Here is a 12,752-nt window from a genome sequence, read left to right on the forward strand (position 1 = left end):
AATCTGCTTTATAAAAATCAGCAAAATTAATGGCTTATTTCTTCAGAGTTATCTGGTTCTGACGGGAATAATTTTTATCAGGTTGTATGCTTGAAACCGTATTAGAACGTTTTTTGCATTCACCTGATGTGGGGAAGCCTGTGCTGATAAAAAAGAAGAAAGTTCGTTCGCATACCGAAGACCGCTTACTGGCGCTGGTGCTGGCCACCACTGCCGGTATCCTTAATGCCATGGCGCTGGGCGCCTTTGGATTTTTCCCGTCACATATGACTGGCAACACCTCGCAGATCTCCCAGGAGGTAACGACCAGCGACCTGCACACCATGCTATTTTTAATGGCACTGATTGTGGCCTTTGTGCTGGGCTGTACCGTCGCCCGGCTGGCAGTGGTGGTAGGTATCAGACATAAGTTACGCACCATTTTCTGTTTGATTATTCTGGCGGAAGGGGCAGCACTGACAGCGGCATCGTTCTTTGAGATCGTGTTCTACCGGCCAAGTTTTAACGGGGAAGTGCTGGTGATGCTGGGCTTTTTAATGGGGATTCATAATGCCACCTCGACGCAGCTTTCCAATGGCCGCGTCAGATCGACTCACATTACCGGCACGCTGACTGATGCCGGTATTGCACTGGGTTCCTGGATTTTTGCTCATACGTCACATGCGGTGCATCTCGAAACCGACGACCGTCGATTCTTCCAGAAGGTGCTGCATACCCATCTGACGACGGTGTTCTCCTTCCTGAGCGGTTGTATCGCCGGTCTGCTGCTGTTCAAAGCTTATGGCTTTAATGCAATGGTGGGTCTGGGGATCTTTCTGATGCTGGTGGCCTTAACGGCGATCGCCGTTACTGTCCAGCGTACCCGTCGAAGCCTTTACTGATAATACGGCCCGATGCACTCTGCGCATCGGGCCAATGGCTTAATGCTGGGTTCGGGTTGGCCGCACCACAATTTCATTCACATCTACCTCTTCAGGCTGCTCAATGGCATAGCGCACGGCGCGACCAATGGCGTCCGGCTGCAACGCGATAGCGCGATAGTGTCGCATCGCCTCAGCGGCTTCTGGATCGGTAATCGTTGATGCCAGCTCACTCTCGACCACGCCGGGATGAACACAGGTCACCCGCAGCTGGCTGTTCTCCTGCCGTAAACCATCGGAAATCGCCCGTACCGCAAACTTAGTGGCGCAGTAGACCGCCGCAGTGGGTGACACCGCCAGAGCACCAATTGAAGCAATATTGATGATGTGACCCCGCTGTTGGGTCAACATGGTCGGCAGCACCGCCGCGATGCCATACAGCACCCCTTTGATGTTCACATCGATCATCTGATCCCACTCTTCCACCTTCAGCGATGCAATCGGTGAGAGAGGCATAATACCGGCGTTATTGATCATCACATCAACGCGGCCCCATTTCTCCAGTGCATAATCAACAAACTGCGTAACGTCTTCACGGCGTGTCACATCAAGCGCTTTGATCGCCACCTCAGCACCATTGAACCTTAGCTCTTCAGCCAGCGCGGCCAGACGGTTTTCTCGTCGTGCACCCAGCAACAGAATCGCATTCGTTTTCGCCAGTTCTCGTGCGATGCCGGCACCGATACCGCTTGAAGCGCCGGTAATTAAAATCACTTTCTGAGTCATCGTATTTCTCCAGTAAGGTTGTCACTGGCGATCATACGGTGGCTGGATTATAAAGATAATCCACCAAACACTTCACACTCTGGTAACGCAATCTAACCTATGAATGCCGATAAAAATGCTCTCGAAGTCTTTGTGATTGTGGCGCAGACCCGAAATTTTCGACTCGCAGCAGAAAAGCTTGGCGTCACGCGTCCGGCAATCAGTCAGAGTCTGCGACGGCTGGAAGACAGGCTTAATATTACGCTGATGCAACGCACCACGCGTTCGGTTCAGCTGACCGAAGCTGGCCAACGGCTCTATGCCGAGGTGGCTCCGGCGATCAACCAGCTTAACCGTGCCGTCACTGATCTCACCGAACTGGCCACGGAGCCGCGCGGTCAGCTTCGGCTGGCGATCTCATCAATTGCGGAGCGGATGCTGGGAGGAGAGCTGCTGGCGAGCTTTATCACCGCTTACCCGCAGGTTGAGCTGGATATCACCGTTACTGATGAGGAGTTCGATATTGTCGGGCAGGGCTATGACGCGGGTGTACGGCTGGGGGAGGTGATTGCTCAGGATATGATTGCCGTGCCTGTCTCCACCGCACAACGTCAGGTTGCGGTGGCATCACCCACTTATCTCGCGCGTGAAGGCACACCACAACACCCCGAGGAACTGGTCAATCATCGCTGCATAGGCTGGCGAAAAGGCCCAGGATTAGCCCCTTATCGTTGGGAGTTCGCTGAGCAGGGGTGTAATTTTGATGTTGCCGTCAATCCGCAGCTCACCACCAACGACATGGGGGTGATGATTCGCACCGCCTGCGCCGGAGGCGGCATCAGCTTTGGCATGGAAGAGACTTTCCAGCCTTACATCGCGCGTGGCGAACTCATTACTATCCTGGATGAATGGTTGCCCGGTTTTGCCGGGTTCTATCTTTATTTCCCCAGCCGCAAAAATCTGGCCCCCAAGATGAGGGCGCTAATCGATCACGTCAGGCTCTGAACAGGGTGAGCGGCTATGTTTAGTCGCGCTGGTATTGCTGGTCGCTGACCTGCTCCAGCCAGTCAACCGGCGAGCCATTCAGTGACTCGGCGATAGCAATATGCGTCATGGCATTGACCGGCGTTGCGCCATGCCAGTGCTTCACATTTTCCGGGATCCAGACGATATCTCCGGCGTTCATCACCTGAATATCTTCACCTTCACACTGAATCCAGCCTTGTCCATGCGTGATAATCAGGGTCTGCCCCAGTGGATGAGTATGCCATGCAGTGCGGGCGCCCGGCTCAAAGGTCACCGTCGCACCGCCCACACGGGCCGGTTCGGTTGCCTGGAAAGGGGCATCAATACGAACGCTGCCGGTAAAATATTCTGCAGGTCCTTTCCGTGAAGGCTGCGATCCGTTGGCAATAATTTTCATAACTGACTCCTGCTATTAAGGGAAAGCTTAAGTGTAACCGCCTGGCCGGTGCCTGATTACCCTGTTCAGCACGTATGTGGCTATAAGCAGACGTTATTAATAGCCAGAGCAGATGTCAGGTTGTCATGTTATATCGGGTGATAATATTGATTTTTGAGTAGGGTGCAGGCGGTTCGGTTTCGGGTATAAAGCCATGAAAGGCCAGCAGGGTTCGGAAGGCGTGCAGCGCATCGAGCTGTAAATTATGCTCAATCAGCGCATCAATTTTACCTGCCTGAAGCAGGTCGCAATTTTCCTGATCGAGATCGTGACCGATAAACGCATTTACAGGGCGCTTCTGTTCTTCAAACGCGCGCAGTATGCCGGGATTGCCGCCGCCCACGGTGTAAACGGCATCCGCGTCCGCATGGCTCCGCAAAAACGCCGTTACTGACTGATGCATCCTGTCATCAATACCATACCCGCCAGCCAGCACGCTCACCTGATGCTGAGGCGCAAACTGTTGCATCGCTCGCTGAAAACCCAGAATTCTTTCCTGTTCACCAATGAAATCGTGACTACCGGTCACTGCCACGATATGCGAGCGACTGACTCGCAACCATTTTGACATCAGAAAAGCTGCCACCTTGCCAGCATCAAAGTTGTCCATGCCGATGTAACGCAGACGCGCGCTGTCGGGTAAGTCACTCATCATGGTGACTACCGGAATACGCTGCTTCAGCATCAATTCAATAGTGGGATTAAGCTCGCCAGAGCAGGCCGCTTTCAGAATGACACCGTGGCTGTAAAGCGCTTTTTTATTTAGCAGCGCGTTAATCGCTTGTGCCGTAAGATTCGCACCAAAGTGGAAGCGCAGCTGAATTTTAAAGGCAGCAAAGCTGGCGATCTGACTGCTGAGCGCTTCTCGTATCAATGGCTGAAAGCGATCAGGCGTATGCATGATCACGTCGAAAAAGAGTGTTCTGCCTTTTGCCAGCCCCGCCTTTTGCATCAACTCCAGGTCCGCTATTGCCTGTTGAATTCGGTGCAGCGTTCGGGCATGAACGTTACCGCGCTGATGGAGAGCACGGTCAAGGGTTGCGAGGCTAAGTCCCGACTGGGCAGCAATCTGTTTCAGGGTAAATTTAGCCATGTGCTACTCGGGATGCCGGCGAATGAAAGTAGTTTTATCACACTGCGGGCTGTTTTCGGATGGTGATTTGACAATCGCAGTTCAGGATATTCCAGACCCTCAAGCCTGCGGCGATTCGAGAGAACATTTTTTATAATCAGATTCTGCCGGGCTTCTGTTTTAGGGATAGGGCGCTTTGGTTAAGGTCAGTCACAGTGAAATTAGATTACGGCGATGATAACCCCATTTTAGCAATTTATAAGTTAAGGGTTACAGCGGGCAAATATAAAGCAAGATAATATCCCGTGAGTGTATAAATAGTAACCTCTTTGCCGCTTCGCTTATATTTTTACAAAAACCACTTTTTTGTTTTTTACCTCCTGCTAGTGATAGACTGTATATGCATACACTGTCGGGAGGTCGTGTGAAGTACGACAACGATAATGAAATCCGTGCGCTGGTTGGCGCGGTAGTTAGTGATTTGATCAAGGCGGGAGAGCCAGTTCATTTTCACGATATTACGGACGCTCTGTTCAGACTGAGCGAAGAAACCCGTGACAGCAGGCTTAAATCACTGTGTCAGGAAGCGATAGCCTTTTTCACCCGCAAGATGCATTGAGGTTGATGGCGCCGGTTTTTGGCGCCATCCCTGACGCCTGTCCTGTTCATTCACCGGCATCGATTCACTTCAGCGAGAATAAGGTGCCCGAAATCCGTTTTCTGATGATTATGGCTGCCCCTGGTTTTGATCTTCAGGATCATATAAAACGCTTTCTCACCTTCTGAAAAATATAAATCAAAAAGGCTATTGAGATTGCTGGCCAGAGAAAATGGCAAGGGTTTAATCACTGAAGCGGTAATCTGCTCTGTTATCGTTATTATTTTCGGAAAGCTTATTTTCGTCAGGAAATAGGTTTAACGGTAATCATTAATATGAAGTTCCTGCAACATCACTGGACGCACTCTTTTTACAGGTCGATTATGGGAAATAAAATCGTGAGAAGGGAGAAGGAGAATGACGCAGGGAAATGAATGAGAATTAGCGGTTCGACAAGCAGTTAACCTGACCTGCGTTACCGCAGGTCAGTGAATCAGAAGCCGGTATCGTCAGGTGTTCGGCCAACAACGATTTCCAGCGTTTTACGCAGCACATCCATTCTGACCACATCGGAGGTGCATTCAAGTTCAGCAATCAAATAAAGGATAATCGCTTTATTCGTTACGCGCCCCTGGTCGGCCACAATGTCACGAATGACACCGCCCAGCAGTTCTGTTTCGGGAGCAAGTAAATCGCCTTCGCTACGAAAATAATCAATGATGGTTGAATCTGATGAAGAGTGTTGCATGATTTTTCATTCTCTGAAGAAAATTAGTCAGAAGCAATGTGAATAGTCAAAACGAGTGTAGACGCTGTTTTCGTTTTGCCCAACCAGCCGTAAAACATTTCTTTTTCAGGCTGCCGCTTCGGTTAAACTAGCCGCGTAATTCAGGTATCTAACCCTTCAATCAGTGTTTTTTCGAACCATCGGGCGGGCCATCGCTGTTCATGCGATGTGACTTATTATCACGCTCGGCGCTGTCACCCTTAACGCGTTTGCGCGCAGCAACCATGCCATTACGGACTTCAGTGATGGCTTTGCGAATAACGGTTACTTTTTCATTGTCATCAGCATCCGCAGCCATGAGTTCAAGCTGTTCTATCAGGGCATTACTGGATACCGATTTGTCTGACTTGAGTAATGTCAGGACGGCTTCACCTATCATGACATCTGTCAGTTTCTCATCTTCACTTCTGTACATACTGGCTTCTCTGATTGCGAATCAATGGCCATGCTGCGGGTCCGTATCTCTCTGCAGGTGCGAAGAGATGCACCTGATACGGGAAAGCAGTACTGGGCTTTTTAACTAGGGTAAACCATCCTGGCGGCGTGACTAAATCGGGCATCCTGAAAAACTGTAATGACTATCACTGGCGACTATCAATCCGTGTTTGCATTAGCTTTCACGACGGAAAAGCAATGCAATGAGCTCGTGCAGATGACGCTCTTCTTCAGGTGTTGCGGCAAGTTCAAGGCGTCGCAACAGTTTACTGCAAATCGCTTTACGACTCAGGCTATGCCCTGCACGCAGAATTTCCACAACAACTGAGCCCAGTGTCTCCTGTTGCGAAGGGGAGTTAGCCTGATTGAAGTAATGGGCAATATCGCTAATTGCTTCAGGGGCTTGTCCGTTCTGGCGCATGTGGGTGTCCTCAGGTGGTTAAAATGTATCGCACACAGGTTGTGCAAATTATACATCTTTAGAATTCTTGTACAGAATTTTGGGTTTTTGAGGTGAGTTTTTTTGTGCAAAAAGTGCTTATTGAATTAAATCAATTAGTTAAGAGAGTGTGTGGTGAGGGGAAAATTGTACCAAATACCTGTACGGTTTTCACTGCTAAAGTGCTCCGACCTGTACAGGCAGGTCGGTAAACAGGCGTGGGTAAGGTTAATGCTTCAGGAAAATGTCATCCGCGGAGAGAGGGTCAGCAGGTTCTTTACCAAATGTTGTTGATAACCAGTTCGCGGGGCTGGTGCTGCGGGAACCGATAGTTTTGAACCCCATCAGCCATTGACGCGCATACTGTATCTGCTCAAGACGATTATCATTCACTTCAGATCCAGCCATCACTTTTAGCTCATTAATCAAAAGCTCAACGTTCACTTCCTGACCGGCATTAAACAGGTTCATTGCAGCTTCGCCAATGATGACATTCGCTTTTTCGTCGCTGGAAAAATACAAAATATCCTCCTGTGTGATTGCGGTAAGTAACATTAACTGTAGCAAAAAAATTCACGAAACTTAATCAATTCTACCTATCAATAATATTATTTTAATCGTTGAGGGTTGCATGTGTCATGCCTGTGCAATTCGCTAATACACCTGCCTCTGTTAAATGCGCAGGGTGATTGCTTTTATCCTGACACGTTAATCGCTTCTGCATTTATTTTTGCTGGCGTGAAAAAGCAGAGAGTCGCCAGATAAATTCGCTGTGCACGCGTTCATGAAATAAAAAAATTATTGTATATCAATAAAATAAAGCAACTTCTTACAGAAATTGACATTCAGGCTTCACAACTGAAGAAACTTCACATCCACGCGCTACATCAACGGTATAGCCTGTGCTATAAAGAATAGCCTATGCTAATTATGCTCTTTTCTTAATCAACTCTGGAGACCGCTCTGATGACGACAATAAAACCAATAGCCACCTTGTTACTGAGTGCTTTGCTGACTCTGGTGACGGCTGCCAGTTGTAATGCAGCAGAAAAATTTAAGGTTGTGACAACGTTTACGGTCATTGCTGACATGGCGAAAAACGTGGCGGGCGAGGCTGCTGAAGTCACTTCCATTACTAAACCGGGTGCTGAGATACATGAATATCAGCCTACGCCCGGCGATATTAAGCGTGCCCAGGGTGCGCAGCTCATCATGGCAAATGGGCTGAATCTCGAACGCTGGTTTCAGCGCTTCTACCAGCATCTGGATGGTGTTCCGGAAGTCGTGGTCTCTGCTGGTGTAAAACCAATGGGAATTAGCGAGGGGCCCTACAACGGAAAACCAAATCCTCACGCGTGGATGTCCCCGGACAATGCACTGATCTATGTCGATAACATTCGCGACGCACTGATGAAATATGACCCCGCTAATGGGGATATCTATCGTCAGAACGCAGCAGCCTATAAGCAAAAAATCACCGCAGCGCTGGATCCATTACGGCAACAGATTGCCGGGATTCCAGCGGATAAGCGTTGGATGGTCACCAGCGAAGGCGCTTTTTCCTATCTGGCACGTGATCTGGGTATGAAAGAACTCTATCTCTGGCCTGTTAATGCTGACCAGCAAGGCACGCCGCAACAGGTAAGAAACGTCATTGATCAGGTGAAAAAAAATGCGATTCCGGCGGTGTTCAGCGAAAGCACGGTATCGGATAAGCCCGCCCGACAGGTCGCCAGGGAAACCGGTGCGTATTACGGTGGCGTGCTCTACGTTGACTCACTGAGCACCGCTCAGGGACCGGTGCCGACTTATCTTGATCTGCTTAGCGTCACCACAGAGACACTGGTCAAGGGCATTAAAGCGGGGGAGAGAGCAAAATGACCGATACCATCGTGGTTTCTGATGTCACCGTGACCTATCGTAACGGTCACACCGCATTGCATGGCGCCAGTTTCCGCGTACCCGGCGGATCGATTGCGGCATTGGTAGGCGTGAATGGCTCAGGTAAGTCAACGTTGTTTAAAGCGCTGATGGGTTTTGTCCGGCTTGCCAGCGGCAGCATCTCGGTGCTGGGTATGCCGACGCGCCAGGCACTGCGCAAAAGTCTTGTAGCCTATGTGCCACAGTCGGAAGACGTGGATTGGTCTTTTCCGGTGCTGGTTGAGGATGTCGTCATGATGGGGCGCTACGGTCATATGGGCCTGCTACGCCGGCCTAAACCGCACGACCAGCAGATTGTCAGCGAGGCGCTGGCGCGGGTCGATATGCTTGACTACCGCCATCGTCAGATCGGTGAGCTTTCTGGCGGGCAAAAGAAAAGGGTATTCCTGGCACGCGCCATTGCCCAGCAGGGCAGCGTTATCCTGCTGGATGAGCCGTTTACCGGCGTGGACGTTCAGACTGAGGCCAGAATCATCAGTCTGCTGGGTGAGTTGCGCGATGAAGGCAAGACCATGCTGGTTTCCACACATAATCTGGGGTCCGTTACCGAGTTCTGCGATTACACCGTCATGGTTAAAGGCACTGTTCTGGCCAGCGGCCCGACCCGGACCACCTTTACTGCCGCAAACCTTGAGCGCGCATTCAGCGGCGTACTGCGTCATGTCATGGTGAAAGGGCTGGACGATCAGATCATCACTGATGACGAACGGCCTTTTATTGCGCCTCGCACGACACGTGAAGATGGGAACTGACCATGGAACTGCTACTGGAGCCTTTTGGTTATCACTACATGCTCAACGCGATGTGGGTCTCCGCTATGGTTGGCGGACTCTGCGCATTTCTCTCCTGCTACCTCATGCTGAAAGGCTGGTCGCTGATTGGTGATGCCCTTTCTCACTCTATCGTGCCGGGTGTTGCAGGCGCTTACATGCTGGGGCTGCCGTTTGCGCTGGGGGCATTTCTCTCAGGTGGTCTGGCGGCGGGCAGCATGCTGCTGCTTAATCAGCGCACCCGATTAAAAGAAGATGCGATCATCGGTCTCATCTTCTCTTCATTCTTTGGTCTCGGGCTGTTTATGGTGTCGCTCAATCCGACTGCCGTGAACATTCAGACAATTGTGCTGGGCAATATTCTGGCGATTGCGCCCGCGGATATCCTTCAGCTGGCGCTGATTGGCGGACTGTCGATCATCATACTGCTGTTTAAGTGGAAAGACCTGATGGTCACCTTTTTTGATGAAAATCACGCACGCGCCATCGGATTACGGCCTGAACGCCTGAAAGTTCTGTTTTTTACGCTGCTGGCAGTCTCAACCGTGGCGGCGCTGCAAACGGTCGGCGCGTTCCTGGTGATCTGTCTGGTGGTAACACCGGGCGCAACGGCGTGGCTGCTCACCGATCGCTTTCCGCGTCTGCTGATGATTGCCGTCGCGATTGGCAGCATCACCAGTTTCCTCGGTGCCTGGGTGAGTTACTACTTAGATGGCGCAACGGGCGGCATCATTGTGGTGGCGCAGACGTTGCTGTTCCTGCTGGCGTTTGTGTTTGCGCCGAAACATGGCTTGCTGGCTAACCGGCGTCGCAGCTGCCAGCAACCTGATGAGGAGCCTGGCTGATGTGGATTTTAGAACCTTTCCAGTTCGCTTTTATGAACAGTGCGTTACTCATCGCGCTGGTGGTAGCCATCCCCTGTTCGTTGCTGTCAGTATTTCTGGTGCTGAAAGGCTGGGCGTTGATGGGCGATGCCATGAGCCATGCGGTGTTTCCCGGCATTGTGCTCGCCTGGATGGTGGGGCTGCCGCTGGGGGTGGGCGCGTTCGTCGCGGGTCTCTTCTGCGCTGTTGCCAGTGGTTTTTTGCAGGACAACAGCCGCATCAAACAGGATACGGTGCTGGGCATCGTCTTTTCTGGCATGTTCGCCGTGGGGCTGATCCTGTATATCGCCGTGAAACCTGAAGTGCATCTCGATCACATTCTGTTTGGTGACATGCTGGGCATTACTGGCGCAGATATTTTTCAGACATTTGTTATCGCAGCGGTCATCGTAATGGTGATTGCGGTGAAGTGGCGTGACTTCATGTTGTTCAGCTTCGATCCGCAGCAGGCTCAGGTCTCTGGCTTACCGGCGCGCTGGCTGCATTACGGGCTGCTCTGCATGGTTTCATTGACCATTGTGGCGACGCTGAAAGCGGTGGGGATTATCCTGTCAATTTCTCTGCTGATAGCACCTGGCGCTATTGCGGTGCTTCTCACCCGTCGTTTTTCGCATGCGTTACTGGTGGCGGTCGTGGTTTCGGTGTTGGTGTCGCTGAGTGGGGTTTACCTCTCGTTCTTTATCGACAGCGCCCCAGCGCCAACCATCGTTGTGTTGTTTGCGCTGGTGTTTGTTGTGGCGATGGTGGTAGCGGGGCGAAAATCCCGGCAGCTGGCACGTCTTACATTTCGCGAAGGCGGCCGGGCTGGGTAAGATGCTGACCACGAAGAAAGGAGTAAGGCACTGATTTGAATGCAGGCTTCCCGTTCTCATCAGGCTAAAATCTATCTGAAGTGACTTTATGTGAATAAGGTCACTTTTTATTTTGGAGAAACTTTTGGGGGCGACCTACCCTGTGCCAGAAGCGGACATTGATGATATTGAACGGTCTTAAATATGGGTGTGCTCCTCAGGCATATCTGCTTATTCATCGGAATAGAAGATGCGGTATGTACTCCCATTCCTGTGAACACGGGCAAATCCTGCCTGATTTAAATGCATGCCTGCAATGAGCAGTTTCTCGCTGACCGCTTGTTCCATTATTTTTTTACGTGTCTCCCCGGCCTGAGCAGGATCGACGTCGAATAAAATTGAAACAGCCGGTTGTGCTGACTGAATATGCGGGTAGTGGACAATATCACCCCATATTAATAATCTCTCATTCCCGGAATCGATGCGAAAACCGGTATGCCCAGGCGTGTGGCCTGGTAAAAATACTGGAAGAATCTCTTCAGCTATTTTCCCACCGTTGAAAAAGCGGATGTTTGGGGCATAAACATTTAAGGTTTGCCGCACCAGCAAAAAATTACGCTGCCCGCGCTCATTCGCCATTTCGCGTTTTTTATCATCCCGCCAGTACTGCGCTTCGAGAGGGTGCAGAATAATTTCAGCGCATTTAAAAACCGGCTCTTTTTCAGCATCGAGCAGGCCTCCAATATGATCCGGATGGCAGTGCGTTAATAAAACGGTATCCACGTCATCAGGGCGGACGCCCAATGCAGCAAGATTTGCCATAAGGTGTCCCGGCGCGCCGGGGCCAGCATCAACCAGCATCACCCGTCCACGGCCGCGAATAAGGTAACAGTTAATATGGATATCACCGGGTTTATCGATTCCGGCACGGTACTGAATAGCGCCCGCATCAGCGTTTTCAATACCTGATAGCAGCTCCAGACTGGCATTTATCGTGCCGTCACTTAGCGCGGTTATGTGAAAATCGCCAACCTGGCGGAACGGAAAAGGATTGATCATCACGACCTCGGGGTCAGTTGCGGGCGAAAAGGTGTTCTGCTTGTGAGCCAAAGCAGCGTATTCGGGCCGTCAGACCAGAGGTGTGTTGGGTGACAACATCCAGTTCTCGCATAAAATTCTCCATCACTTCAGGGGTTCTCAATGTTGTCAGCCGATAAAAGAGCTCGGCGTATACCGGCTGCCCACAGCCCGGTTTTACATCAATAAAAATGATATGCACATTTTCGCGGTCTGCGCCGAGGATGTCACAGCAGAGGGCGCTGCATGCGTCGGTAAAATCGCAGAGATTTTTGAACCGGTCAGCGTGGTTTTCAGAAAAATAAAAAGTCAGATTAGGCATGATGTTATCGCATCCCTTTTTCAGTGCTCTGTAATTGCGGAATAAGGGACTCGTAGAGGTACACTCCGGGCATATCCATGAAGGGCGAAGCAATTTCATAAGGCAGGGCATAGATAACGCGATGTACAGGTGATTTATCCAGCGCCACCGCATCCATTTCAAGTCCGTGATAGCCCAGTTCGGTCTCCAGGACGTCAATTGTCTTAGTGCTGATAAGCAGAATCTCATCGGCAGAGAGCCCTGGGATCAGGCCTTCGCCGGCATACAGGTTACGATGCCAGTCAGTAATGAAGGCCTGCCAGCGGGAGAAATTACCGCCTCCTTTTAAACGGTACTCCTCACTGCTGAGCACCTCCGCATCATTGACGGTGTGAATAGCAAGATAAGCAGGGCAGCCAGATTTGAGAGCACGAAAACGTTGAGAGGTAGTAAAGCCAGTAACAGAGATTAATGCGGGTAACTTTTGTTGGCTGTAAAACGCATTCCAGTCAGCCTCGCTTTCAGCATCGTTATATGAACACTCTACGGTATAGAACATCAGCCCATCTC

17 protein-coding genes are annotated in these 12,752 nt (G+C 50.8%); 7 read left to right on the forward strand and 10 right to left on the reverse strand.

The window, feature by feature from the left end; all coding sequences use genetic code 11:
- Positions 1-86: 86 nt before the first annotated feature.
- Positions 87-881 (forward strand): YoaK family protein, encoded by a 795-nt coding sequence (locus IAI47_RS19005; RefSeq protein ID WP_008924487.1) that lies wholly within the window; start codon positions 87-89, stop codon positions 879-881.
- A 39-nt stretch (positions 882-920) separates the two neighbouring features.
- On the opposite strand, the gene IAI47_RS19010 is transcribed toward IAI47_RS19005, so the two are convergent.
- Positions 921-1,646 (reverse strand): SDR family oxidoreductase, encoded by a 726-nt coding sequence (locus tag IAI47_RS19010; RefSeq protein ID WP_008924488.1) that lies wholly within the window; start codon positions 1,644-1,646, stop codon positions 921-923.
- A gap of 99 nt (positions 1,647-1,745) precedes the next feature.
- On the opposite strand from IAI47_RS19010, the gene IAI47_RS19015 reads away from it, so the two are divergent.
- On the forward strand, positions 1,746-2,630 hold the full coding sequence (locus IAI47_RS19015) for a LysR family transcriptional regulator (protein ID WP_008924489.1): 885 nt from the start codon (positions 1,746-1,748) through the stop codon (positions 2,628-2,630).
- 19 nt (positions 2,631-2,649) lie between these two features.
- Here the strand turns inward: IAI47_RS19015 and IAI47_RS19020 are convergent, their stop codons facing one another.
- Positions 2,650-3,048 carry a cupin domain-containing protein gene (locus IAI47_RS19020; protein ID WP_008924490.1) on the reverse strand — a complete coding sequence of 133 codons (399 nt, stop codon included), beginning with the start codon at positions 3,046-3,048 and terminating at the stop codon, positions 2,650-2,652.
- Between the two features lie 115 nt (positions 3,049-3,163).
- On the reverse strand, positions 3,164-4,180 hold the full coding sequence (locus tag IAI47_RS19025) for a LacI family DNA-binding transcriptional regulator (RefSeq protein WP_008924491.1): 1,017 nt from the start codon (positions 4,178-4,180) through the stop codon (positions 3,164-3,166).
- 403 nt (positions 4,181-4,583) lie between these two features.
- Here IAI47_RS19025 and IAI47_RS19030 point away from each other — a divergent pair, with 403 nt between their 5' ends.
- On the forward strand, positions 4,584-4,778 hold the full coding sequence (locus IAI47_RS19030; RefSeq protein WP_003848268.1) for a hypothetical protein: 195 nt from the start codon (positions 4,584-4,586) through the stop codon (positions 4,776-4,778).
- A 472-nt stretch (positions 4,779-5,250) separates the two neighbouring features.
- Here IAI47_RS19030 and IAI47_RS19035 read toward each other — a convergent pair whose 3' ends face one another.
- The 4 genes from IAI47_RS19035 to IAI47_RS19050 form a co-directional block, all read right to left on the reverse strand.
- Positions 5,251-5,505 carry a biofilm/acid-resistance regulator YmgB/AriR gene (locus IAI47_RS19035; RefSeq protein WP_003848273.1) on the reverse strand — a complete coding sequence of 85 codons (255 nt, stop codon included), beginning with the start codon at positions 5,503-5,505 and terminating at the stop codon, positions 5,251-5,253.
- Between the two features lie 160 nt (positions 5,506-5,665).
- Entirely contained in the window at positions 5,666-5,959 is a 294-nt protein-coding gene (locus IAI47_RS19040; protein ID WP_003848275.1) for a hypothetical protein, read from the reverse strand.
- A gap of 195 nt (positions 5,960-6,154) precedes the next feature.
- A complete protein-coding gene (gene ycgZ, locus IAI47_RS19045; RefSeq protein WP_003848277.1) occupies positions 6,155-6,400 on the reverse strand; it encodes a regulatory protein YcgZ in 246 nt (81 codons plus the stop codon).
- Between the two features lie 246 nt (positions 6,401-6,646).
- Positions 6,647-6,985 (reverse strand): hypothetical protein, encoded by a 339-nt coding sequence (locus IAI47_RS19050; protein ID WP_223296426.1) that lies wholly within the window; start codon positions 6,983-6,985, stop codon positions 6,647-6,649.
- A 399-nt stretch (positions 6,986-7,384) separates the two neighbouring features.
- Between IAI47_RS19050 and IAI47_RS19055 the strand changes: the two genes are divergently transcribed.
- The 4 genes from IAI47_RS19055 to IAI47_RS19070 are packed head-to-tail and all read left to right on the forward strand — an operon-like array spanning position 7,385 to position 10,825.
- On the forward strand, positions 7,385-8,299 hold the full coding sequence (locus IAI47_RS19055; RefSeq protein WP_008924493.1) for a metal ABC transporter substrate-binding protein: 915 nt from the start codon (positions 7,385-7,387) through the stop codon (positions 8,297-8,299).
- Positions 8,296-9,111: a manganese/iron ABC transporter ATP-binding protein gene (locus IAI47_RS19060; protein WP_008924494.1), complete on the forward strand. Its 816-nt coding sequence runs from the start codon at positions 8,296-8,298 to the stop codon at positions 9,109-9,111. The genes IAI47_RS19055 and IAI47_RS19060 overlap by 4 nt, the downstream gene beginning before the upstream one ends.
- Before the next feature lie 2 nt (positions 9,112-9,113).
- Positions 9,114-9,974: an iron/manganese ABC transporter permease subunit SitC gene (gene sitC / locus IAI47_RS19065; protein ID WP_008924495.1), complete on the forward strand. Its 861-nt coding sequence runs from the start codon at positions 9,114-9,116 to the stop codon at positions 9,972-9,974.
- Positions 9,974-10,825 (forward strand): metal ABC transporter permease, encoded by an 852-nt coding sequence (locus tag IAI47_RS19070; RefSeq protein WP_008924496.1) that lies wholly within the window; start codon positions 9,974-9,976, stop codon positions 10,823-10,825. Before sitC ends, IAI47_RS19070 begins: the two co-directional genes overlap by 1 nt.
- A 210-nt stretch (positions 10,826-11,035) precedes the next feature.
- On the opposite strand, the gene IAI47_RS19075 is transcribed toward IAI47_RS19070, so the two are convergent.
- The 3 genes from IAI47_RS19075 to IAI47_RS19085 are packed head-to-tail and all read right to left on the reverse strand — an operon-like array spanning position 11,036 to position 12,741.
- Positions 11,036-11,863, reverse strand: coding sequence for an MBL fold metallo-hydrolase (locus IAI47_RS19075; protein WP_008924497.1), 828 nt, complete (start codon positions 11,861-11,863; stop codon positions 11,036-11,038).
- A gap of 13 nt (positions 11,864-11,876) precedes the next feature.
- Positions 11,877-12,203, reverse strand: a complete 327-nt coding sequence (locus IAI47_RS19080) for a hypothetical protein (protein WP_008924498.1) — start codon at positions 12,201-12,203, stop codon at positions 11,877-11,879.
- Between the two features lie 4 nt (positions 12,204-12,207).
- Entirely contained in the window at positions 12,208-12,741 is a 534-nt protein-coding gene (locus tag IAI47_RS19085; RefSeq protein ID WP_008924499.1) for a hypothetical protein, read from the reverse strand.
- Positions 12,742-12,752 lie beyond the last annotated feature (11 nt).

The sequence above is a fragment of the Pantoea sp. MT58 genome, from assembly GCF_014495885.1.
Taxonomy (GTDB): Bacteria; Pseudomonadota; Gammaproteobacteria; order Enterobacterales; family Enterobacteriaceae; genus Pantoea; species Pantoea eucalypti.

Bases quoted from the DNA above. Each gene is read 5' to 3' on its own strand.
- IAI47_RS19005 (WP_008924487.1), top strand. From the start codon at position 87: ATGCTTGAAACCGTATTAGAACGTTTTTTGCATTCACCTGATGTGGGG.
- IAI47_RS19010 (WP_008924488.1), bottom strand. From the start codon at position 1,646: ATGACTCAGAAAGTGATTTTAATTACCGGCGCTTCAAGCGGTATCGGT.
- IAI47_RS19015 (WP_008924489.1), top strand. From the start codon at position 1,746: ATGAATGCCGATAAAAATGCTCTCGAAGTCTTTGTGATTGTGGCGCAG.
- IAI47_RS19020 (WP_008924490.1), bottom strand. From the start codon at position 3,048: ATGAAAATTATTGCCAACGGATCGCAGCCTTCACGGAAAGGACCTGCA.
- IAI47_RS19025 (WP_008924491.1), bottom strand. From the start codon at position 4,180: ATGGCTAAATTTACCCTGAAACAGATTGCTGCCCAGTCGGGACTTAGC.
- IAI47_RS19035 (WP_003848273.1), bottom strand. From the start codon at position 5,505: ATGCAACACTCTTCATCAGATTCAACCATCATTGATTATTTTCGTAGC.
- IAI47_RS19040 (WP_003848275.1), bottom strand. From the start codon at position 5,959: ATGTACAGAAGTGAAGATGAGAAACTGACAGATGTCATGATAGGTGAA.
- ycgZ (WP_003848277.1), bottom strand. From the start codon at position 6,400: ATGCGCCAGAACGGACAAGCCCCTGAAGCAATTAGCGATATTGCCCAT.
- IAI47_RS19055 (WP_008924493.1), top strand. From the start codon at position 7,385: ATGACGACAATAAAACCAATAGCCACCTTGTTACTGAGTGCTTTGCTG.
- IAI47_RS19060 (WP_008924494.1), top strand. From the start codon at position 8,296: ATGACCGATACCATCGTGGTTTCTGATGTCACCGTGACCTATCGTAAC.
- sitC (WP_008924495.1), top strand. From the start codon at position 9,114: ATGGAACTGCTACTGGAGCCTTTTGGTTATCACTACATGCTCAACGCG.
- IAI47_RS19070 (WP_008924496.1), top strand. From the start codon at position 9,974: ATGTGGATTTTAGAACCTTTCCAGTTCGCTTTTATGAACAGTGCGTTA.
- IAI47_RS19075 (WP_008924497.1), bottom strand. From the start codon at position 11,863: ATGATCAATCCTTTTCCGTTCCGCCAGGTTGGCGATTTTCACATAACC.
- IAI47_RS19080 (WP_008924498.1), bottom strand. From the start codon at position 12,203: ATGCCTAATCTGACTTTTTATTTTTCTGAAAACCACGCTGACCGGTTC.
- IAI47_RS19085 (WP_008924499.1), bottom strand. From the start codon at position 12,741: ATGTTCTATACCGTAGAGTGTTCATATAACGATGCTGAAAGCGAGGCT.